The 22,045-nt window shown below is 29.9% G+C and carries 13 protein-coding genes; 5 read left to right on the plus strand and 8 right to left on the minus strand.

Annotation, left to right across the window (positions count from 1 at the left end; translation table 11 throughout):
• Window positions 1-4 precede the first annotated feature (4 nt).
• From IKS50_RS04540 to IKS50_RS04555, 4 genes are all read right to left on the minus strand, one after another.
• Window positions 5-643 (minus strand): MotA/TolQ/ExbB proton channel family protein, encoded by a 639-nt coding sequence (locus tag IKS50_RS04540; RefSeq protein WP_394357521.1) that lies wholly within the window; start codon window positions 641-643, stop codon window positions 5-7.
• A 179-nt stretch (window positions 644-822) separates the two neighbouring features.
• On the minus strand, window positions 823-6,882 hold the full coding sequence (locus IKS50_RS04545; RefSeq protein ID WP_292846030.1) for a PQQ-binding-like beta-propeller repeat protein: 6,060 nt from the start codon (window positions 6,880-6,882) through the stop codon (window positions 823-825).
• Between the two features lie 171 nt (window positions 6,883-7,053).
• On the minus strand, window positions 7,054-10,011 hold the full coding sequence (locus IKS50_RS04550; RefSeq protein WP_292846033.1) for a PKD domain-containing protein: 2,958 nt from the start codon (window positions 10,009-10,011) through the stop codon (window positions 7,054-7,056).
• A gap of 26 nt (window positions 10,012-10,037) precedes the next feature.
• On the minus strand, window positions 10,038-11,144 hold the full coding sequence (locus tag IKS50_RS04555) for a hypothetical protein (protein ID WP_292846036.1): 1,107 nt from the start codon (window positions 11,142-11,144) through the stop codon (window positions 10,038-10,040).
• Between the two features lie 684 nt (window positions 11,145-11,828).
• Here IKS50_RS04555 and IKS50_RS04560 point away from each other — a divergent pair.
• Window positions 11,829-13,847 carry a right-handed parallel beta-helix repeat-containing protein gene (locus IKS50_RS04560; RefSeq protein ID WP_292846039.1) on the plus strand — a complete coding sequence of 673 codons (2,019 nt, stop codon included), beginning with the start codon at window positions 11,829-11,831 and terminating at the stop codon, window positions 13,845-13,847.
• A gap of 251 nt (window positions 13,848-14,098) precedes the next feature.
• Entirely contained in the window at window positions 14,099-14,224 is a 126-nt protein-coding gene (locus tag IKS50_RS04565; protein WP_292846042.1) for a hypothetical protein, read from the plus strand.
• Window positions 14,225-14,267: 43 nt separating this feature from the next.
• On the opposite strand, the gene rhuM is transcribed toward IKS50_RS04565, so the two are convergent.
• From rhuM to IKS50_RS04585, 4 genes are all read right to left on the minus strand, one after another.
• Entirely contained in the window at window positions 14,268-15,314 is a 1,047-nt protein-coding gene (gene rhuM, locus IKS50_RS04570) for a RhuM family protein (RefSeq protein ID WP_292846045.1), read from the minus strand.
• A gap of 16 nt (window positions 15,315-15,330) precedes the next feature.
• Complete coding sequence (locus tag IKS50_RS04575) at window positions 15,331-15,489, minus strand: hypothetical protein (RefSeq protein WP_292846048.1); 159 nt, start codon at window positions 15,487-15,489, stop codon at window positions 15,331-15,333.
• Window positions 15,490-15,555: 66 nt separating this feature from the next.
• Entirely contained in the window at window positions 15,556-15,885 is a 330-nt protein-coding gene (locus IKS50_RS04580) for a hypothetical protein (RefSeq protein WP_292846051.1), read from the minus strand.
• A 113-nt stretch (window positions 15,886-15,998) separates the two neighbouring features.
• Window positions 15,999-16,577, minus strand: a complete 579-nt coding sequence (locus IKS50_RS04585) for a hypothetical protein (protein WP_292846054.1) — start codon at window positions 16,575-16,577, stop codon at window positions 15,999-16,001.
• 426 nt (window positions 16,578-17,003) lie between these two features.
• Here IKS50_RS04585 and IKS50_RS04590 point away from each other — a divergent pair, with 426 nt between their 5' ends.
• The 3 genes from IKS50_RS04590 to IKS50_RS04600 all read left to right on the plus strand — a co-directional run bounded on the left by IKS50_RS04590 (window position 17,004) and on the right by IKS50_RS04600 (window position 22,019).
• Window positions 17,004-17,237: an AbrB/MazE/SpoVT family DNA-binding domain-containing protein gene (locus tag IKS50_RS04590; RefSeq protein ID WP_292846057.1), complete on the plus strand. Its 234-nt coding sequence runs from the start codon at window positions 17,004-17,006 to the stop codon at window positions 17,235-17,237.
• Window positions 17,234-17,671, plus strand: a complete 438-nt coding sequence (locus IKS50_RS04595) for a type II toxin-antitoxin system VapC family toxin (protein WP_292846060.1) — start codon at window positions 17,234-17,236, stop codon at window positions 17,669-17,671. Before IKS50_RS04590 ends, IKS50_RS04595 begins: the two co-directional genes overlap by 4 nt.
• Before the next feature lie 136 nt (window positions 17,672-17,807).
• The gene (locus tag IKS50_RS04600; RefSeq protein ID WP_292846063.1) at window positions 17,808-22,019 is read left to right on the plus strand and encodes a DUF4062 domain-containing protein; all 4,212 of its coding nucleotides are present in this window, start codon (window positions 17,808-17,810) and stop codon (window positions 22,017-22,019) included.
• Window positions 22,020-22,045: the final 26 nt, after the last annotated feature.

Here is a 22,045-nt window from a genome sequence, read left to right on the forward strand (position 1 = left end):
CACATCAATCCATATAATCAAGTACAGCATCAGAAAGTGCATCCAAATCAGCAAGGTATCTGTCATACCAGGACTTTCTGATCTTACCTAAAACGTAGCACAGTGCTCCTGAACCGATACCTACAATTGTAGTGTTAAACGCCAATGTCAGAGAAGTTGCAAGAGTGTTGATATCACCTGCACCTAAAGCAGCAAGACCCGGACCCATTGGAATCAATGTTCCCATCAAACCCAGTGTCGGGCCGATTCTTGTAATGATATCAGTCTTGTTCAGGTTCTTGTCAATGCGTTCTTCTTCCATTTCAACTAATCGTCTTGCAGCCGCTTCACGTGAAGACTTTTTCATTGAATGAGTGTCTGAAATTTTAGTTAAAATCCTTTTTTGCAAATCAGGAATATTTGACTGATTGACAATGACTTGTAAATGCTCAATTGAAGTTGCATTGCTGATTTTAAAAATCAAATCATAAATCTCTGAAACCTTAACCTTTTTAGTTTTGAAATGTTCAGCTATTATTTCACCTAAAAGAAACAGTGAAGCAACAACTATTATCAAAAGAATTATTAGAACCGGTATTGTCAGGCTTTGTGAAATAGTATCCATTGCAGCAGATATTAATGTATCACCCGGAAATGAAACCAAAAATATACACCTCACAAAAATTCAATTTTTAAATAAACGTGTTTTAAAAGTAAAACCAGTACATTAAAAATACCAGCTTTACTTAAAATTCCTTTTAAAGGAGAAAAAACCATGAAAATTCAACAGTCAGATTCCCACACAGTGGGAATCTGGGAAAGACTTCAAGCCTTTCTCTTTACCTAAAATTCATCACCATCCTTTTTAATCCTTCTGTAACCGTAACCTAAAATCACAATTACAGCGAATAAAATGACAGCTGCCACAAAATTCACATTGCTTTTTTCAATATTAATTACTTTTGAAACTTCATATGCATTTACAGGTTCCTCAAAGCCTTCACCAGACTCAGAACCCCCTTCAACAGAATCAGAATCTCCTTCAGCCGCAGCTTCAACACCTACAGATGGAGAATTACCGCTATCGGTTTGGATGAGATTGTTTGCGTTGCCTTCAATTTCACCTTCACGGCCGTTTACATTAGAACCGCCATGACCGTGAGAGCCATGGCCATTGCCTGAACCCTGACCGTTACCGTTACCGTTGCCATCACCATCACCATTTCCGTTTCCACTGCCTTGACCATTACCGTTACCGTTGTTTCCATTGAACCGATTAATCATGTCATTGATACTTGGAGCTTTAGGATTAGGATTGTTGATTGCCTCACCAGCCTCATAACCCGGATCCTTATCTCTATTGGAAGAAGAATAGCCTTCACTAATAGGGATATTCCAGGAAATAGACTTCTTAATCTCTGCTGAAATCTTAGCAGTGATTGTAGTAATTGAAGAGGCAACATCAAAAGTCGCAATCGCAGAATCATTGATGAACTTAACCGTCTGAGTGTATCTTCCTGCAGTGAATATAACATCAAAAGCAGGAATATCAGATAAATACTCGCCAGTTCTTTGGTTGATTAGTCTTAAACGGTAGGATGAATCACCAATACGGTCAAGAACCAAATCAACGAATCCTTCACGGTAATGAGTACCTGCAGTGATTCTCCAGTGATATGAATCAGAACCGTCCCATAGGTTATAACCGTAACCATCACAACTGCTTTCAGTGTAAGTTGATGTTTTACGTGATTCCCATGCACGATGCTCCAATAAAATACAAATATTGTTTTCCAGATGAACTTCACCATGGAAATTACTTGCAAGCTCAAAAACCTGAACAGCATTATGATACTGACCATATAAATCAGTCCTATGGCGGAAACCATAAAATGCATCATATTCACGACCGCTTTCAGGCTCACCATCATGCTGATGCATCTTCTGGATTAAATTATTTACAACCTCAACATTCTCACTATAACCATTGAAGTTAATGCCGTTAAAACAACCATCCAACGTATTGTGAGTAATGTTTAGGCTAAGGTATCTTCCAGTAAGATAAATTGCATCACCAATACCCTCATAGACAGTATTGTTATCTATTAATGTGCAGTCATTGGTATTTTTTAGGTGAATGCCGAAAACACCATAGTTTATAATGTTATTGGTTATTCTTGTGTTGGTTGAACCATCCAACAATATCTGGTTAGCACTGCTGGTGTATGGATCCTCACCATTGCTTTCAAGTAATGAATCAGTTAAAATAGTGTTTTTGCTGTTTAAAATCCAAACACCATTATCATCACTATTTTTAACTGTGATTCTTTCAAGATTAGTATTTAATGAATTGGTTACTTTTACACCATTAGTGGAATTATCAACAACAGTAACTTTAACTAATGTGTTTTTGGAATTGACGATGTTGATTCCGCAAGCGTCACTTGCAGATACAATTGAGTTTAAAACTTTCACCGAATCAGTATTGGAAATCAATATTCCATCAGCACCCTCGTTTTCAATAATAAAACCGTTTATTGTACTGTTTTTAGCGTTTTCAGTTAATGTGAAAACCGGCTGATTATTGTTTCCAACCAATCTAGTATTAACATTACTAATAATGTTTAAAGGTTTGTTGATTGTGAAATTGGCTCCGTAAAGTTCATCGTAGTCAAATACGAACTTGGAGTTAGGTTCAGCATTATCCAACAATTCCTGAATCTTTTGAATCAAAGTAGTGTTGATTTTATCATTGACATTGATAGCATCAGTGATGTTAAAAGTAAATGTTGAGACTTTCGCATAGTTATTGGATTCATCAACAGCAACAGCATTTAAAACAGTATAAATTTCAACACTAATAGGTTCCAGATATGTTCTTCTAGTAGAACTGTTAATAGGATTAGAACCATCAACAGTATAGTAAATTGTATATTTGCCGGACTCATCAGATGAAACTAATGTCACAATCTGTGTCTGGTTGAAGATTCCTCCTTTGGTTTTGGTATTATTAATGTAAGCAGTTACTGGAATCGGAGGAGTAATATCATATGATATAACTTCAATTGTAGTGTTACGGGCAAGATTAATGCCATTGTGTTCCACTACTAATTCCACTCGATATTTGCCAGGTTCTGCATAGACATGTTTAGGATTTTGCTCTTGTGAATAATAACCATCACCAAAAGACCAGAAATAACTGTTATTACCTTTAGTTGACAAATCAGTGAACTGGATTGTACGTTCAGTTCCATTAACATGGCAATATATGAATTCTGCTGCAATATCAGCAAAAGCATAAATACCTTGAATAGTTGTAACAATCAAAGTGCCATCATCAGTTAAAGTAGGACTTGATAAACTAAAAGCACCATCATACTTAAATGGAATATTATAACTCCACAACATATTACCCTCTAAAGAAATAGCATAAACAGTACTATTACCAGAAACATAAACTACACTACCATTACTGATTAGTGGAGAGCTCAGTGACAAACTAGTAGTTTTTAGGGATTTAAACCATAATTGCTCACCATTGCTTGCATTAAGCGCATACAAACCGGAAGTTCCAGCAATATATAAAACACCATCATAACAAGAAGGAGTTCCAGAAACTCCAAAAATACGATTATGCCAAGCTTTAGTACCATTCAAATAAAATGCAGATACAGTATCATGATTTAAAATATAAATCAAATCATCATAAAGACTTAATGATGCATACTTACCCGAACCATAACTGAAATATGCTGGATTACTTACATGTGCATTCATTGCTTCATCATCGCTTAAAACTCCAATTAAAACATTGAATTTAAAAGTTCCATCAACATTAACTGCCAATAAAAAGTTATCATTAGATAACAGATAAATAGCTCCGTCACTACCTATAATCGGAGTGTGGGCAATTAATGCAGGTAATTTATACGTCCACAATAGTTTTTGATTTTTAAATGCAAATAAAGTAGAATATGTATCATTTCCACTTATTACATACAAAATATCATTATAACCAAAAACAGGACTTGAACCAGTATTATAATCACCCAAATAATATTTCCAAACCAATTTACCTGATGGAGATAAACAATACAATGTACTGTTCAGCCAGTTTGTAAAGTAAATATTACCATCATTTCCAATTGTTGGAGTGCAAATAATCTTACTAGTTGTTCCAAATCTCCAGATAACCAATCCTTGACTGTTTAAACAGTATAAATAACCATCATCTCCACCAATATAAATATGATTATCATTATCAACAACAGCAGATCCAGAACTAATGATATTCTCATTTGTCCATTTAGAAATATTATTTAACGGACCAGAATAATTTGTAGAACCAGTATTATTGATATCGCCCTGATATTGACTCCATACAGCACCAGAATCTGAAGAATTAGCTTCTTTTAAATAAGTAACAGAAAAATCATAATTATAAAAACTTACTCTTAAAGGCCAATTATATCTTCCACTATAATCTGGAATAACAATACGTAAAACACTAATCTCATCAATGAAAAAAGGATGAGTATAAATCATAGTAGAATCACTATCCATTGGATTAGTACCATCTAACGTATAATAATTAGGTAAATAATTATAATCTGTTAAAGATTTATACCACCAAGAGAAAATTACAAAAGTTTTACTTCTAGTAAAAGTTGGAGTATTTCCTTGAAGTGTGCAGTCTTCCAACATGTAAAAATTACCTAAAGAATCAATTGCAGCATAATGAACAACAGTAGTTTCATTAACTGTAAATGGTCCTGTGTAAACTAAACGAGTTGGACTATAACCTGGGTCACTGCCATCTAATGTATAAAATATAACCGCATTAGAATCATTACACTCCATTCTAACTTCTAAAGTATCTTTAAAAGAAGTAGATGGAGTAATATAAGTGACTTTCGGAACATCTTCAACAATCCATTTTTCATAAGGAAAATTTTCAAACCCCGGTTCTGAAAATTCACCAACTCTTAATGTTTGATGAACATCTAATGACAATATTACTGTTTCTTTTCCAAACTGAACATTCATCTCACCAACATCACTGGTCAAATAACCCCAACTAAACAAGTATTCTTTAAATCCATTTTCAATAAATATGTCAAATTCAACATTATTAAATTTAAATTCATAAAATTTAGAAGGTAAAACACTAAATTGACTTATATCCTCACCAAGATTATTATGAACCAAATCAATTGTTAAATTATAATAAGTAACACCTCTAATCCAGTAATGATAATCCAAATCATGTTTAGTGATGTTTAAAACTATCCAAGAGTTTATACCTAAGCTAGACTCATTAACTTGACAAACATCCAAATAATAATCTGGAATGATTAAACTACAATTATAACTAGGATTATTAGATCCCCACCAATTATTAGAATAATCAATATTATCCATTGAGTATATTAAACCAAACCTTGAATTAGAATGAATCTCATTAAAATTAACATTTGCAATTCCACCACTAACACTAACACCAACCCCATTATGTGTAATTGAATTGCTTATTAAACTTAATTCACCACCAGTTTGGTTAATTGCAACATCACAACCAGAAAAACTAGAATTAGTAACCATAGATTTACCACCAGTTACAATAACTCCACCAACACTAACATTACAATAATCCATACCATAATTGTCATTTAAAATAGTCAAATAACAATTATTGAATTGAGTATTTCTAATTAAAATATCTCCTTCAACTAATGTGATATTTGAATCCTTAATTAATGAATTTTCAATCATTAACTGTGATGAACTATCAGCAGATATCAAATTACTATTTCCAAAAGAAATATTATTTATAATAACTTTAGCATTGTTTTTAACACTAATAATAGGAGCGTTATTGTTTTTTGCTATTAATGTGCAATTATTGAAGTTCAATGTTAATGACTTATCAATAACCAAATTTTCATAATAACTGCTAACAAAAACATTTGGTGTTACTGTTATAACATCACCATCTGCAGCATTGTCTATGGCTTTTTGAATAGTCGAATATTCAACACCCGTACGCTCAACAGTCGGAGCAGAAACCGGCAAATCATAAAAATAAACACAACTTGAATAACTATTAGAAACCATTAAAGTAATTCTATGATGACCTAATTTAAAAGTGTGTGTTGGGTTTTGTTGAGTACTGGTGTTTCCATCACCGAAATCCCATAGATAATTACTAATCAGACCTAATGAATGATCAGTGAAGTTAATTGTGATTTCATTACCATCAACACTAAAAGAACCCATAGTAAAATTAGCAACTAAATTTCTATTATAGATTACATTGAAATTATCTAGAAATCCACTGCCATTGTTTTGACTTATTTTAAATTCATGCCAACCAGTAAAACCTGATACATCAAGATTGACTTCTTCCCAGCGATTTTTAGAATAACCTGCCTTTTTAATAGTATAATCCATTACCAGATTATCATCCAAAAACAAATCAATTGATGAACCTTGAATCTTGGACATGTAATAGAATGATACTGTATCGATTGTATCAAAGTTAATTGTTTGTGAAATATAGCTGATATTGTCTTTTAGATTTATAAAATAAGTTCCATTTTTAGCATATGCTTTTCCACCAGAGACAATATCTACTTGTGAGGAATCCCAACCATCAGTATTTGACTCAAAACTAGGATTAACAACAACATCATTAACAACATAACCACCAGAAACATCCTCCTCTAAAACATCATTATTAGAATTAGATTCTAAAATATTTGAAGTATTATCAGGTGATTCAAAATACAATGTATCTGCAAGCATTGCATCATCCTGAAATGTATCATCTGCACAATCTGAAATAACTGTAGTGTTATTTTCTTCATTTGCTGATACACCACCTACAGATATTAAAAAAAGCATTAACAATAAAATAATATAACACTTTTTAGACTTATTCAACAACATGTTCTTTTTCTCTTCTCTTTAGAATTGTACCTTAAGGATTCAAACCTTAAAAGTACCCTATGTGACTAGTTAAAAAAAAATGAAAAAATAAAAGAAGAGAAAAAAATTAATTTTTTTATTCTTCTATTATTTTTTAACTGTCAATTTTACTTTTTTGCTAATAGATTTGAAGTATTTGTTTCCAGCGAATTTAATAGTTCCAGTGTATTTACCTTTTTTAGTCAGTTTAGTGATTTTAAAGGTTGCTTTACCTTTACTATTAGTTGTTGCTTTGTATGTTTTTTTACCTACTTTTAAAGTAACTTTAACTTTACTCATTGCTTTTCCTTTGTTGTTTTTCAAAGTAATGGAGTATTTTTTTGTTTTAGTTTTTGCTTTAAATGTTGCTTTTTTAGCTGTTATTTTTGGAGTGGCTTTAGCTACAACTACTTTAACAGTGTTGAGGATTGATTTAGTGTATAGACTGTCTCCTTCAAAGCTAATGGTTGCGGTGTAGGTTTTTGGTACTAAGCCTGCAATATTCAATGATACTTGACCATTGGTATTGGTAACTAGGTTTTTAGAAATGCTTCCTACTTTTACACTTACTGTTTTACCTACAACAGCTTTGCCGTTTTCATCTTTTAATGTGATGATTAAGTTTTTAGCTACATTGTATGTGGCTGAAACGCTTGGGGCTGTTATTGTTGTAGTGTATGGGAATACAAAGTTGTCTGTTTTATTTGATGCGGAATATATTTCGCTTCCTTTATAACTAACTGTTAATGCTATTGTTCCTTTTAGATTAGGAATGGTAACAGTACCGTTAATATCTGTTGCAGTGGTTGTTTCTGCATTGTTGATTTTGTATGTTACATTAGCATTTGGAATTGCTTTGTTTTCATCATCTTTTAGTGTGATGATGATTGAGTTTCCAGCAACTGTAGTTGAGATACTTGTATCGTGTGCGAATACGAAGTTATTTTCTTTGTTGGATGGGAAGTATGTGTCATTTCCTGCATAATTAACTGTGATGCTGATTGCACCTTTTAAGTTAATAATGGATACAATACCGTTAGCATCGGTTGTTTTGTTTACTTCGTTTTCTGTGTTGATTTTGTAGGTTATGATTGCATTTGAAATATTTTTACCATTGAAATCTTTTAAAACAATTATGATTACTCCTTTTTCGGTTGAAGTAATAGTAATGTTTGTTTGTAATGGTTTTTCAACAATGCTAGCATCTTCTAGTTCGTATTCTTCGCCGAATAATGTTAATTTGACTTCATCAGTTAATGATCCTGCTTTGAATTTTAATTCACCTTTACCATTGTGAATGGTTACTGGTGTTACTTCGCCATTAGTGGTTGTGAATTGTAAAGTAAGGTCATTTAATGCACCAGTATCAATTGTTGAAGCTTCGTTGTTGTCGGTTGTTAAATCAACACTGATATCATATTCGTCACCGGAATACATTTTAGCAGTATCTACTTTTAATACTAATCTTAGGTATTGATCAATTCCAGTTACTGTGTTTGTTCCGTACCAGTTGTTGGTACTGGTAACTGTTGCACCGGTTGCGTTGAATGCATTGGTGTTGTTGTAGATTGCATTGAAAGTAATTGTTGCATTACCACCAGTAATTTCAATACCTTTAACATTATCTTTGATAATGTTGTTGGTTATTATTAATTCACCAGCGGTTTGACTGATAGCAACATTAGAACCTGTTAAATTACTGTTGGTGATTTTTGATTTACCACCATTAACAATAATTCCACCATTTGCAACATTAACATTAACTAAAGTAGCATTAGCAGAAGTAATAGTTACAATACTATCATTAAAGTTAACAGCATTAATATCAATATTTCCTGCTTTTAACTTAAGATTGGAATTAATGTTTGAATCAGCAATTATTAATTTAGATACTTCATCAGTAGATACACTAGAAACATCACTAATATTAGTTACAGTGACAATTGCACCATTGTTAATATTAATATTGCCATTTAACTTATTTCCATTAAAGTTTAAAGTTAAAGTTTGATTAATTGTTAAATCTTCTGTTAACTCATTTGGAATTTCAATGGTTGCACCATCAACTGCATTATTAATAGCATCCTGAACACTAGCATACATTTTACCATCAATAGTAGGATAAATTAATGATAAAATTTGAGAATAAGTATCATTAGCATCATTGTTAAATACAGTTAAAGTAACATTGTATTCACCAGGGGTAAATATTTTAGTTGGATTAATATCAGTACTGTTTGTACGATCTCCAAAGTCCCAAAAAACACTATTGAATGTACCTTTTGCTTTATTTGTAAATTGAACAGAAATATTATCATTATTTACAGTTGGAACATATTCAAAATTAGAAGATAATTTATCATCAAATATTACACTAAACTTATCAAAAAGCATGTATCCTCTAAATTGATTTCCATCGAATGATATTTCAAACAAATTATTCCCTAAATAATTTTTATCAGAAAGATCAATATTAACTTCTTGCCAATTATAACCTCTCTGATAATTGATTGTAGAAACTGTCTCACTACCAACAGATATTGTAAAATCACCAGCGGAAAAAAGATAATTATAATAAAAACTTATTGATTTAACTGAAGTAAAATCTATATATTGAGAAATATAATATAATCCTCCATCTTCATATTCAATAAATAATGCATTTCCATCAAGCATGTCTGCTTGTTCTTCAGGATCTTCAGCTACAATTTGTCCAATAGGTTCTGCTCTAGATTTGTCATATTTACCTGTTCCACCAGGAGTTTTTGTAACATTCCACCCATAAACATTACCATAATCATCAAGAGTTCCTTCTTCAAAATCAGGATTCTCAAAAACATTAGAATCATCTGATAACTCATCATTTACCTCATTAGACAATTTAACATCATTTGAAATATCATTAGATAACATATCATTAACTGATTGCTCATTTACAATATTAGAATCAGAATTAGACATACAACTTGAATTATCAACTGTTTCTGATGCAAAGGCAGTTCCCATTAAAAATATAAAAATAGATAATAAAAGTAATACTCCCATCATCTTTTTTCTATTTAGCATGATTTCACCAATTTTAAGGATTTAAACTATGGGAAGTTAGTATTATTATTGTAATTTGATCCTACAGATGTTACAAATCTTGGAGAGAAAGTTCCATTGAAATTTGAGTTATAAACACCAACAAATCCGGTTGCCACATAATTTGAAGTAGCATAAATATCAAAAAGAAGATTTGGTGAATTTAATCCAATGTTACAATAAGTGATATTTAAAAAAGTTACATTATGATTATTTAGATATAATCCATACTCAATATCAGAAATATTATTATTGCAGAAATCAACTGATAATTTACCATTAGTTTTTGCTTTTTTACCTGTAAATTCAACACCTTCTTTTACATGAGTAATAACATTACCACATATTGTACCTTTAAAGTTTCCTCCAAAGAACATTCCTACTTCAGTACTTGCGATTGAAATACCTGTGATTACATTATTAGAAATAACAGAACTGCCTCTATTAGTCCAATCACTATCACTTAAAGTTTGATGATCTACTAAAGAAATTCCATCTCTTGTAAATCCTGAAATTTTATTATTATTTATAATTACATTATCGTATGTTTCCTTGATGTTTATTCCATCTTTTCCACCAACAATATTATTATTTTCTATTGTTGCGTTAATTACATTTGCACCATATATTGCTGCATTTCCAGTTGTAACTTTCATGTTGAAACCAGTGATTACAATATTATTTGATCCATCAACTGTGAATAAATCACCTGAACCAGTGATATTTGCACCATTACCAGTGAATTTATTGTTGTTACCAGTTACCATTGCAAAATTTGTATAATTAGTACTATTATCAAAATAAAATTCATAACCAGTATAATTTCCATTAGCTATTTTATTATTAATATCAGTGAAGTTAGAACTAGCAGTTACATTAAATCGTTGATAAGTTATAGCTCTGTTTCCACCTTCATCTGCTTCTTTGACTGCGACATCATCCACTGCAACATCATCAGCCTGTTCATCAATCTCTTCTACTGCGACATCATCCACTGCAACGTCATCAGTAGGTTCGTCTATATCTGCGGCAATATTTTCACTAGCAGATACTGCTCCTATTGCAAAGACAGCAAGTACTATCATTGCAATTATCATGTAATATTTAGATTTCATAATTATTTCCTCTAAACTTTTATAAAGAAGAAATATCAAATAAAATAAGTAGAGGTTTAATATAAATGTGTTAATTTGTGTTTTTTCTGTCTTAATTGTGAATTATAATTCATATCGTTATTTTTATTAAGGAGAAAAAATATAAATGTCGTCTTCAAAACATTTACAGTAAATTAATAATTTTTTATATTTTACCTCACTTATTGCTTATCGACATTTAATCTTTTTTTATCAGTGATGCGAAAATTGTTACACATCATTTATTATATAACTTGAAATCTATATTTAAAATATTCGCTTTAAATTTTAATTTGAAGGCTAAAAATTCGCCATACTCAAAATGAACACATCGGGGGGGGGGCGTTAGTAAATTGGTTAAATGATTGCTTTAATCTAAAAATAAATGAATATCATTTCAAAACTATCCTAAAAATTGAACACTTAAATAATAAAAATCATCATTACAATTTAAAATTCATCTATAAAAACAAAATCTTTTTTATAAATTACCATAACAACTTTTATATTGAACATTTTCCATTAAATATTAACATAGACAATTTACTATATCACCTCGATTTAGTAGTTTTACTTTACAACGAGTATTAAAAGTCAATTGTCTTATATTTTGCTTATCGATATTATAATCTCTATTTTATACAATATTTTTGGAGATTAAAAAAAATGAATAGAAAACACATCGGCTTCACAATACTGCTAATCATTATAACATTAGTCTCGATTAGCAGCATTCAGGCAGCTAACCAGACAGACATTATTGAAAGCACTGACACTAATCCATTAGCTGAAATCAGTTTCAATGGTACAACATCAGATGACCTTCAAAAAACAATAGACAAGGCAAGTGACGGAGAGACAATAAACCTAGGTGAAAACAAGGCGTATAATCTAAACACTACAGTTGAAATAACAAGACCAGTGACCCTGAAAGGTACTAATGTAAGCATAACTTCAGAAAATGCCTTAAGCATCAGACAGACAAGCAATGTTGAAATCAACGGAATTAAATTCATAAACCCAAATCCTTTAGAAGGATATGCAGGATCTGTGAAAGGAACAGGAATTTATATTCAGGGATTAACCAATATCATAATCGACAACTGCAATTTCATAAATTATGCTTATGGAGTCGACATGTACACATCAAGCGATTCTGTTGTGAGAAATTCCTATTTCACCGGTACAACTACTGGTGTTGTTCCTGAGCGTGCAGATGCTGGAACCAAGGCATTGCAGATTATGGGCTCACACAGCATCAAAGCCATAAACAACACTTTCGAGGGAAATATCCTTGACGGCTTAAGCATTGCCTCATCATCATACAACGTTTACGCAGAAAACAACACTTTCATTAACAATACCTATGCAATCTTTTACGGCGGCGCTTCAACTGAAGGAAACATCTTGAAAAACAACCGTTTCATAACCTGCGGCATGATCAACACAAGCTACACAGACCAACTGGGTAAAGTGGAAGTAAACTACCAGAACCTTCCGGTTATTAGCCTTCAAAAAGCATCAAGCTACATTCAAATCATTGACAATGAATTTATTGTTAAAAATGACAATATTCTAATTCTATCAGAAGCTGAAAACCGTGCACATGGTTTCCCGTCAGTAATTGGTGCAATAAACATTACCGGAAACACCGTTAAAAAATATGACGCAAGTGTTGATGATTCAAGCGTCACATTCTACTACATCAATGTTTTGGAAAACCTTGGAATAAGTCCGGTCGGTGAAATTGACGTTTATGAAAACAACTTCACAGACATACCTGGAATTGTAAACTTTAAATTAAACTTCAATGAGATAAAAGACTCAAACAATACCGTTCACATTCCAAAGACCCAGACCAATACCTTTTTAACCGTTACATATGTTAAGGACGGCCGCATCGTGGTTGAGCTGGATGACCTTGCCGGAAGCGGAATTGTCAGTGAAAAAATAACCTACTCCATTAATGGAGGATCAGACATTACAGATGAAACCGACATGTATGGTCATATCTACATCAACGGCTTGAGCGGTGAGGTTAAACTTAAAGCCAAGTTTAAGGGAAGTGACAAATACAGTGAATGTGATTTAACAACAACCATCCAGGTCTCACCGGTACAAACCGCAACCAGTATCGCTGCAGGCAGTTTAACTGTTAATGTAATCAGTGCCAAAGGAACTTCATATAAGTTCACACTTAAGGATGCAACAGGCAAAGCCATAGCAGATAAACAGGTAAGCATAACCTTTGACGGTAAAATATACACTGCAACAAGTAACACTAACGGTATTGTAAGCTTTGCTTTACCTGCTGCCGCTGCCGGAAAATATGCAGTGACAATGGCATTCAGTGGAGATACGACCTACAAGGGCAGTGTCGCAACTTCAACCATAAGCATCAACAAGCAGGCAACTAAACTGACCGTTGCTAAAAAGACCTTTAAAAAGTCTGCTACTAAAAAGGTTACTGCTGTTTTAAAGGACAATACTGGTAAAGTTTTAAGCGGTAAGAAAATGACTTTAAAAGTTAACGGCAAGACCTATACTGCTAAAACAAACAGCAAAGGTGTTGCAACCTTTAAGGTTAAACTGACCAAAAAAGGAACCTTCAAGGCAACAACCAAGTTTGCAGGCGATTCTTACTACAGTGCAAAAACAGCAAGTTCAAAAATTGTAATAAAATAGCTTAATTGCTATTTTACATTTTCTTTTTTAAAAACCCTATTCCTTTTCAAATGCTCTCACTAATTCTTTATATTTTGCTATATTCAATCTTATATCATGAAAATAAAATATTTTAAAATTGAAAATTTTGAAAAAGAAGATGCAAATGAAATTAAAAATATTATAATAAAACCTAGAGGATTATTTTCGGTATACCTCAATTTATTGGTGTAGAAGAAACTTGGGATAATCCAATTTCATATGTTTTTAAGTTGGGAGATGCTAACAACAAAAGTGATAATTTAACTGCTGAAAAAAGCAAAGAAATATTGGATGAAATCAAAAAGGAAATTAAAGAATTGAATGAAGAATATGAAGTGAAAGAGCATAAACTATAAACTAGCTAAACTCATAAAATACAACTTTCACCCCCTCCACGAATTATTCTTTACCTTCTAATCTTTTAATATCTATAATCATTTGGTCGAAATCAGAGATGAAATTCTCATCTTGTATTTCCCTAAATTTTTTATATTTTTCTTTTGCGTGCCTTTTTGCTTCTTCAGATGAAATTTTACCTTTTCCAAGCAAAACAGGCAACCTATTTAAGGTAATGTAATCATCCAATAATTCTTTCCAGTCTTTCATTGCCATTGGTTCATGATCCATTGCCCTATTTTCTGCTAGAGTTAAGAACCCATCTACAAGATTATTTAATTTTGTTAATTCAGACTGATTTAGATAATTTTTAGAAATAACAACATCGGATGCTAAAATTTTACCATTTGGTGAATTTTTCCAGTTGGTTAATCCCATGTTGATTTTATTTTCATCACTTCTCATATCAATTATTTCCGCAGCAGTGTGATTACTTACAGCGTATATTAATGTGTTTTGAGCACTTGCAAAGAAGTCTTTTGTGATTTGAGCTTCTGGATCATAATTATAACTTGTTGAATAAATATCAGTTATTTTTTGGTTGAATCTTCTTTCGGATGCTCTTATCTCCCTTATGGTTTCTAGCAAGTCATCGAAATAATCATCGGTGAATCTTCCACCTTTTTTTAGTAGCTCCACATCAAGTACAAATCCTTTTACCATATATTCTTTTAATATTTTATTTGACCATTTTCTGAACTGTGTTGCTTCTTTACTGTTTATTCTGTATCCTATTGATATGATTGCATCAAGATTATACCATATTTGAGGCCTACCTCGATTATTAGATTTTATCAACTCTGAGTTGATAAAATCAGATTCTTCCTGAAATAAGATTTTAGAACTTATACTTACTTCATTTTCTACTAGCTCGCCTTCTTCGACTATTCTATGGAAATGCTTGGATATATTTTGAGAACTGGTTCCGAATATTTCTGCAACTATTTTTTGTGATGCCCATAATGTTTCATGTCCAATTAAGAATTCTCCTTCAACATCACTATTTTCACTTTTATATTGTAAAGTTTCCATCAATCTAAATTCGGCCATAAATTAACCTCCATTACTAACCTATGATTACTTCATAGACACTTTCTAAATCTATATAATGAACTTTATCTTTTTCAAGAAAATCAACAATCAGCCACCCCTCATCACTTAGCAAAGGTTTGCTACGGGAAGGCAACATAATTTGTTCTCCAGAACCGTACTTTAAAAGTAACATTAAAACGTTCAAGATCTTCAACTATTCTATCTTTTAAACTAGATAATTTTTCTTCTTCCATACAAATCACCTTATTAATGACTTATTTAGATATAAACAATTACCTAAAAACAATTCGGTATTATCTATAGGAATTATAACAAAATCATCTTCAGATAACCCCTCGAAATTAAACTCGACTTCATTTAAAATATCTTCAACAGAACCATCAAAAAGTTTTCCATTTTCTTTTTCCCATTTACAAACAAGATCATATTTCGCTTTATTTTGTGCAACCAATAATTCATATGCAGATTTTCTTGTTTTTTCGTCTGATTTAACATTACTTTTGGATTTTAATTTATGATAATCATCTAACAATTTTTTATATTCTTTTTTGTAGTCATATTCTTTCATTATAACTACCTCCATAATATAATTTTATAAAAATCAATATCTATTCTAACATATATAAAGCTTCATTCAAAAAAATAATAAGAATTGGAAAAACACTTTCAATTCCTATATACTTAGTTTAACATGTCAAAATCCACTTCAAAATTAGAATCAATATCTAATACTTGATTTTCAATTAGTAAATCCAATTTTACTAAATTATCAAGAGAATTACTAACTAATATTATAACATCTCTGAATCCCATGTTTCTTGCAGACATGCCTTCAATCGGTCGGGGCCCTTTAATGCCTAACGAATCAACATCATAACTTTTACAGTAGCCAAACTCTGTTTTTAATTGTTTTAGCTTATCTAATTTTTCAAAAGTCCCAATTTTAATTAAATCTATTTTATCAAAACTGATGATTATTTTTCCAACACTGTGAATAACTTCTTTAGTATCACAATCCTTAAGAATAACATAGGCGCATAATTCTCCCAATTCTTTGACTAAATCTTTTAGAGCATGATTTTCAAGAAATTTATAAACTCCACATTCATATCTCCAATCATTATCCCCATCTCCTGGAATTGAAAAGTCTTTTGGACCACCTTCCCACAATTCACAATGCTTAATAATTCTATTGTATATATTACCATACATTTCCATATTATCAATTTCAATACAGATTTTTTCTTCATTACTCTTCATATAATAACCTCTTATTTAATTTAGAAATCCCACTTTAAAGATTTCACAGTACAAGATTATCAGTCATGTGTCACCATTAACATTACATGACATCTTGACAAAAATGTACAGTCGTGCTCTACTTTTATCTTTTACCCAATAGAAAAGTAGGCATTCATACTTCCAAAAATAATACGCTAAAATAGACATTTAATTAATTCCTAAATTACGTAAAGAATGTTTCATGAGTTCGTACATGTTTATCCAATTAATCTGGCGTGGTTTATACTCATGATTGGAATAACATTCTATATACTATGTATTATGAAATTACTATAATATAAAATTTTCGGATAAAATGAAAAATATCAGATATGTTTATATCCTATTATAGATAGATAATATAATATATTATCTAAAACCAATATTTTCCAAGAGGTGAGAAACATGCTTATATTAGCTACAAGTAAAATTCAAAGCAATTACCAGACCACAATTCCAAAAGAAATAAGAAAAAATTATGACATCGACAATAACACTGTTGTAGAATGGGCTATCAATGATAATGGGAACCCTGAAATAAATTTCAGGAAAAAAAGAAGCTTTAAAAATTTAGGCGGTGCTTTTAAATCCGATGAAAGAACCAATGCCGTAGAATTAAAAAGGAGTTTGTACGAATGAGTAAAGTATTCCTGGACACCTCATTCATCTTGGCCTATGTTAATTCAAACGATGAGTTACATGAAAACGCTTTAAGACTAGAAGAAACTGAAAATATATTATCACGAGACTGCTACATTAACAACAATGTATTAAATGAAGTCTTAACATTAACAGGTAGGAAAATCAATATTGATGCTGCTGAAGAAATCTACTACGGTCTGATTGACAGCTTTGAAATATTGAACGAATACAATATCTTCAACTACACCGCCAAAACCTTTGATATCTTCAAAAGGATTGTTGGGCCAAACAGTAAAAAGACAAAATTAAGCTTTACCGATTCAAGTATTATATTAACCATGCAGGAATCCGGCATTGCTGATTTGATTAGCTTTGATCAGCAGTTTGAAAATTTCGATGAAATTAATTTGATTGGTTTGGATTATTTATAGAACAGGACTTGAACAATTAAAAGACATATTATTTATACAACATTCAATACCCATATCATTTTTACAATAGTTTGTTTTATTGGGAAAACAATTTAATTTAATGTTAATAATAAATCCCTAGAAAAGGAGTTTAAATATGATAGAAAATACTGCACCAAGAATTTTTTTAAGTTCAACAAGTCGAGATTTAGTTGAAGAAAGAAACTCCACAAAGGATGCAATTCAAAAAAATTATTTTTGTATAAACATGGAAACTTGGGGAGGTTCACCCAATCCTCCAAAAGAAAAAATAGTGGAAGAAATACAACATGCATCTGCTGTTGTCTTGATACTGGGTTTTAAATATGGATCATTAATAAAAGATGAAGAAATATCCTATACTGAATTTGAATTTAATTATGCAAAAGAAAATGAAATAGATATCTTCGCATTTATTAAGAAAGATAAAAATGGAAAGTGGAATCCTGATGAAGAAAATGATGTAATTTCAAATAAACTAGAAAAATTTAAAGAAAACATTGAAGATGGGCCTACTGTTGAGTATTTCACAAATGTTGAAGAGTTAAAAGAACAGGTTTTGAACACATTAAGTAAAAATAATGATAAAATACAAAAAAATAAAGATTTCACTGACAAATTTTTTAAAGACAAATTAAAAGGTTCAATTAATGAATTAGGTCCTAGATACAATCCTGAAATTAATATTGATTTAGAATTAGATTTTTTTAATGTAATGGCAAAAAATAAAGTTTTTAAAGAAAAGTTTAAGAACAAATTTATAGATTATTATTGTGAATTAAGAAAGTTAAAATTTCCTCAAAAATATAAAAAAGATTTTGACAATGCTCTTGAAAATTTAAAAAATGAATACAATAATATTTTTAAAGACATTGATTATGATTTCAACATATTATATAATTTAATAGACCCTATTGAAGAAATTTTAGTAGAAATTTCAAATGAATTTGAAGAACAAAACGACACCAAATACGAAATTGATGTTTTAATTCATCAATCTAGAGAATATATGGACGCAATTTTAGGTTATTCATATAAATTACTTAAAAATCCAATTTTAATTTTAACAGGTGATGCGGGATGTGGTAAATCACATTTATTAGCAGATTTAGCATGTAAAAGAATGAATAATGAAGAGGTTAGTGTTTTATTATTAGGAACTCATTTTAATTCTGATGAAAATATCGGGAAACAAATTGTTAATGAGTTAGAATTAGATATGCCTTCTACAGAATTTTTAGAAAAATTAAATAACAAAGCAAAATATCAAAAATCTAGGATTTTAATAATAATTGATGGTTTAAATGAATGTAAAAACAGTCAACTATGGAAAAATCGGTTAAATCGATTTATTAGTGAAATAAAAAATTATAGATGGTTAGGTTTAATTGTATCCATTAGAAACACTTACATTGATTTGCTTCCTGAAGATATTATTAACAAAAATAATCATTACAATCATAGAAACTTAGGAAATAAAACTTTCGAAGGAATAAAAATCTTTTGTAATCATTATAATGTAAATTATCCTTCATTTCCACCTATAAACCCCATATTCTCAAATCCCCTATTTTTAAAGTTATTATTTGAAAATATGGAAAAATCAAACATAAATATCATACCTCAAGATTCCTTAGATTTTTCTTCAATCATTAGAGATTATTTTAAAAATATTGAAGAAATAATTCATAGAAATCCTTCAGTACCCCTTGGATTTAATATTACAAAAATGTTTGTTGACAAAGTAATCGAGTTGAAAATTAGTAATCCTAGTTCTGAATTGTTTTATGAAGATTTATTCAAAATAGGAACAAAAATATCGAATAAACTTAACATGCAAAATTTTCAAATTATTGATATTTTGATTAAAGAAGGTTTATTTTATAAAGACCGATTCGATGACCGTCCCATTCTAAAATTTTCATATGAAAAAATTGAAGACTATTTAGTTGCGGATTATTTACTGGAAAATATTAAAAAAGAGAACTTACATAATGAATTTAAAGAAGATGGGGGAATTTATAGAATAATTAGTGAAGGAGATGAAATCAATTTTTATGGTGTTTTTGAAGCATTTGCAGTATTGATTCCTGAAAAATTTGGAATTGAACTTTTTGAAATTGATTTCAGTGCCTTCAATTTAAAAAATATTATTAACGATAAATTATTTGATTGGTTTATAAACAGCCTATATTGGAGAAAACCAAAAACTATTAATGAAAATATTTTTGATTATATTCTAAATGAAATTAAAAAATCAGAACATAATTTCACATTATTTTTCGAATCAATGATACAATTATCTTCTAATCCAGAATATATATTAAATTCAAAAAAATTACATGAACTTCTTTTAAATTATCCTATGCCTGAACGAGACTCCTATTGGCTGCCTTGGATTGATAAACAATATCGATTAGAATATTCTGTTTATAATGTTGTTGAGTGGACGTTATTCCTAAAAAATATTAATCAAATTAACGATGACTCATTAAAATTATTAACCATCATGTTAAGTTGGTTTTTAGCATCAAATAATAAAGAACTTAGAGATAAAAGCACTTATGCCCTTATTAATATTCTAAAATACAAACCAAAAATTCTTCTTGAAATATTGGAATTATTTGAAAATTTGGACGATATGTACATTATAGAAAGATTATATGCTATCGCTTATGCTTGCGTATTAAATTATGAAAATCCAGATGATATAAAAAAATTGGCAGAATATACTTATACTACAATCTTTGTAAAAAACAATTTTAAACCAAATATATTATTAAAAGATTATGGTCAAAATATTATCGATTATTCTAATTTAAAATTTAATTTAAAATTGAATACATCTAAGTTTAAATATGATTTTCCAAAAATACCTTTTGAAAATGAAATTAATAAAATAGAAAAAGAATATTTTAGTAAACCTACTTTGAAAGGCGGATGTTACATTTTTAGTTCGATGCAAGAACATGTTGGAAATTTTGGAAGAAACGAATTTAAAAACAAAATTAAATATTGGAATAATGAATTTACTTACAATGATTTAAGAAAACTTGTCATTAAAAGAACTTTTGAATTTTATGATGAAAAACTACATGGTTCCTATGATATTTCCATAGAAAAAAATAAATATAACCTAATTCACCCATATACTTACAGAATTGGTGAAAAATATCAAAGGATAGCTTTTTATGAACTATTAGATATGTTATCTACTAATTATAAAATCACTCACCCCTGGACTACTGAAGATAAACATTATCTGAAAGGTGCATGGGAAATAGGAATTAGAAATTTTGATCCAACATTTAACTTCAAAAATAAAATAAAAACCACAAATTCTTTTTCAAATTTAATAAATTTCAACATTTCAAAAGAAAAATGGTCCGAAAGTCTTAACGGAATACCTCAAATAGAAACTTTACTAAATCAACAAAAAATATTTAATAAAAATGATGATTGGCTATTATTATTTGGTCAAATTAATTTAAATGATTCAAATGAACTTAACTTCAAATGTCATGAACCTACAAAAGGACTATTTCTAGAATTATGGGGATTAATTATTAAAAAAGATGAAAAGCAAGAAATTGTTGAAAAACTCAAATATGAAGAAATATCACGGATAACCCCTGACCATGATAATTTTTATCAAGTATTCGATAAAGAATTCTCATGGGCAAATTCTTATAGCAATTTAAAAGAGAACAATGAATTTGAAAAAATAATTTACTTTAATCATCCAATAAAAAATTCAATCCACATACCCTTTGATGAAAATTTATGGGAATTCAGCCACTATTTAGAAAAAGATTTCAATAAAAATCTACTTAAACCCTCAAAATTACTTTTCGATAAAATGAATCTAGAATATGGAGATAATGATAATGTATTATATTCAAATGATACTGAAATCATGATTGATTTATCCAATGGAGACAATTTTGAATATAACCTAATTATAAATAAAAAAGAATTATTATCTTTTTTAAATGAAAATAACTTAGACATTATTTGGTTAATACATGGCTTTAAAATTACATATGAAAATTGGTCACATAATTATGATAAACAATTATACATTGAAGGAATATATTATTTGAATGCAAATTATAAGTTAGTTGGAACTTTAACATATAATCACTATGAAAATCATTATATTGCAAATAAAAAAACAAAAATAATCCATTTAAATTCCTGCAAATATGTTAAATCTATTAAAAAAGAGAACATAAATGAAGAATTCGTGAAAGTTGATGATGCAATAAATGAAGGTTTTAAACCGTGTTCTAAATGTTTATCCCATTTTAATAAATTTAACCCTAATTAAATATCAACAAACTAATAATCTTTAAT

It is taken from the genome of Methanobrevibacter sp. (assembly GCF_017539065.1).
GTDB lineage: Archaea > Methanobacteriota > Methanobacteria > Methanobacteriales > Methanobacteriaceae > Methanocatella.

Coding starts and splice junctions, on each gene's coding strand:
- IKS50_RS04545 (WP_292846030.1), bottom strand. CDS start 6,882: ATGCTTTTTTTAATATCTGTAGGTGGTGTATCAGCAAATGAAGAAAAT.
- IKS50_RS04550 (WP_292846033.1), bottom strand. CDS start 10,011: ATGCTAAATAGAAAAAAGATGATGGGAGTATTACTTTTATTATCTATT.
- IKS50_RS04555 (WP_292846036.1), bottom strand. CDS start 11,144: ATGAAATCTAAATATTACATGATAATTGCAATGATAGTACTTGCTGTC.
- IKS50_RS04560 (WP_292846039.1), top strand. CDS start 11,829: ATGAATAGAAAACACATCGGCTTCACAATACTGCTAATCATTATAACA.
- rhuM (WP_292846045.1), bottom strand. CDS start 15,314: ATGGCCGAATTTAGATTGATGGAAACTTTACAATATAAAAGTGAAAAT.
- IKS50_RS04575 (WP_292846048.1), bottom strand. CDS start 15,489: ATGTTACTTTTAAAGTACGGTTCTGGAGAACAAATTATGTTGCCTTCC.
- IKS50_RS04580 (WP_292846051.1), bottom strand. CDS start 15,885: ATGAAAGAATATGACTACAAAAAAGAATATAAAAAATTGTTAGATGAT.
- IKS50_RS04585 (WP_292846054.1), bottom strand. CDS start 16,577: ATGAAGAGTAATGAAGAAAAAATCTGTATTGAAATTGATAATATGGAA.
- IKS50_RS04590 (WP_292846057.1), top strand. CDS start 17,004: ATGCTTATATTAGCTACAAGTAAAATTCAAAGCAATTACCAGACCACA.
- IKS50_RS04595 (WP_292846060.1), top strand. CDS start 17,234: ATGAGTAAAGTATTCCTGGACACCTCATTCATCTTGGCCTATGTTAAT.
- IKS50_RS04600 (WP_292846063.1), top strand. CDS start 17,808: ATGATAGAAAATACTGCACCAAGAATTTTTTTAAGTTCAACAAGTCGA.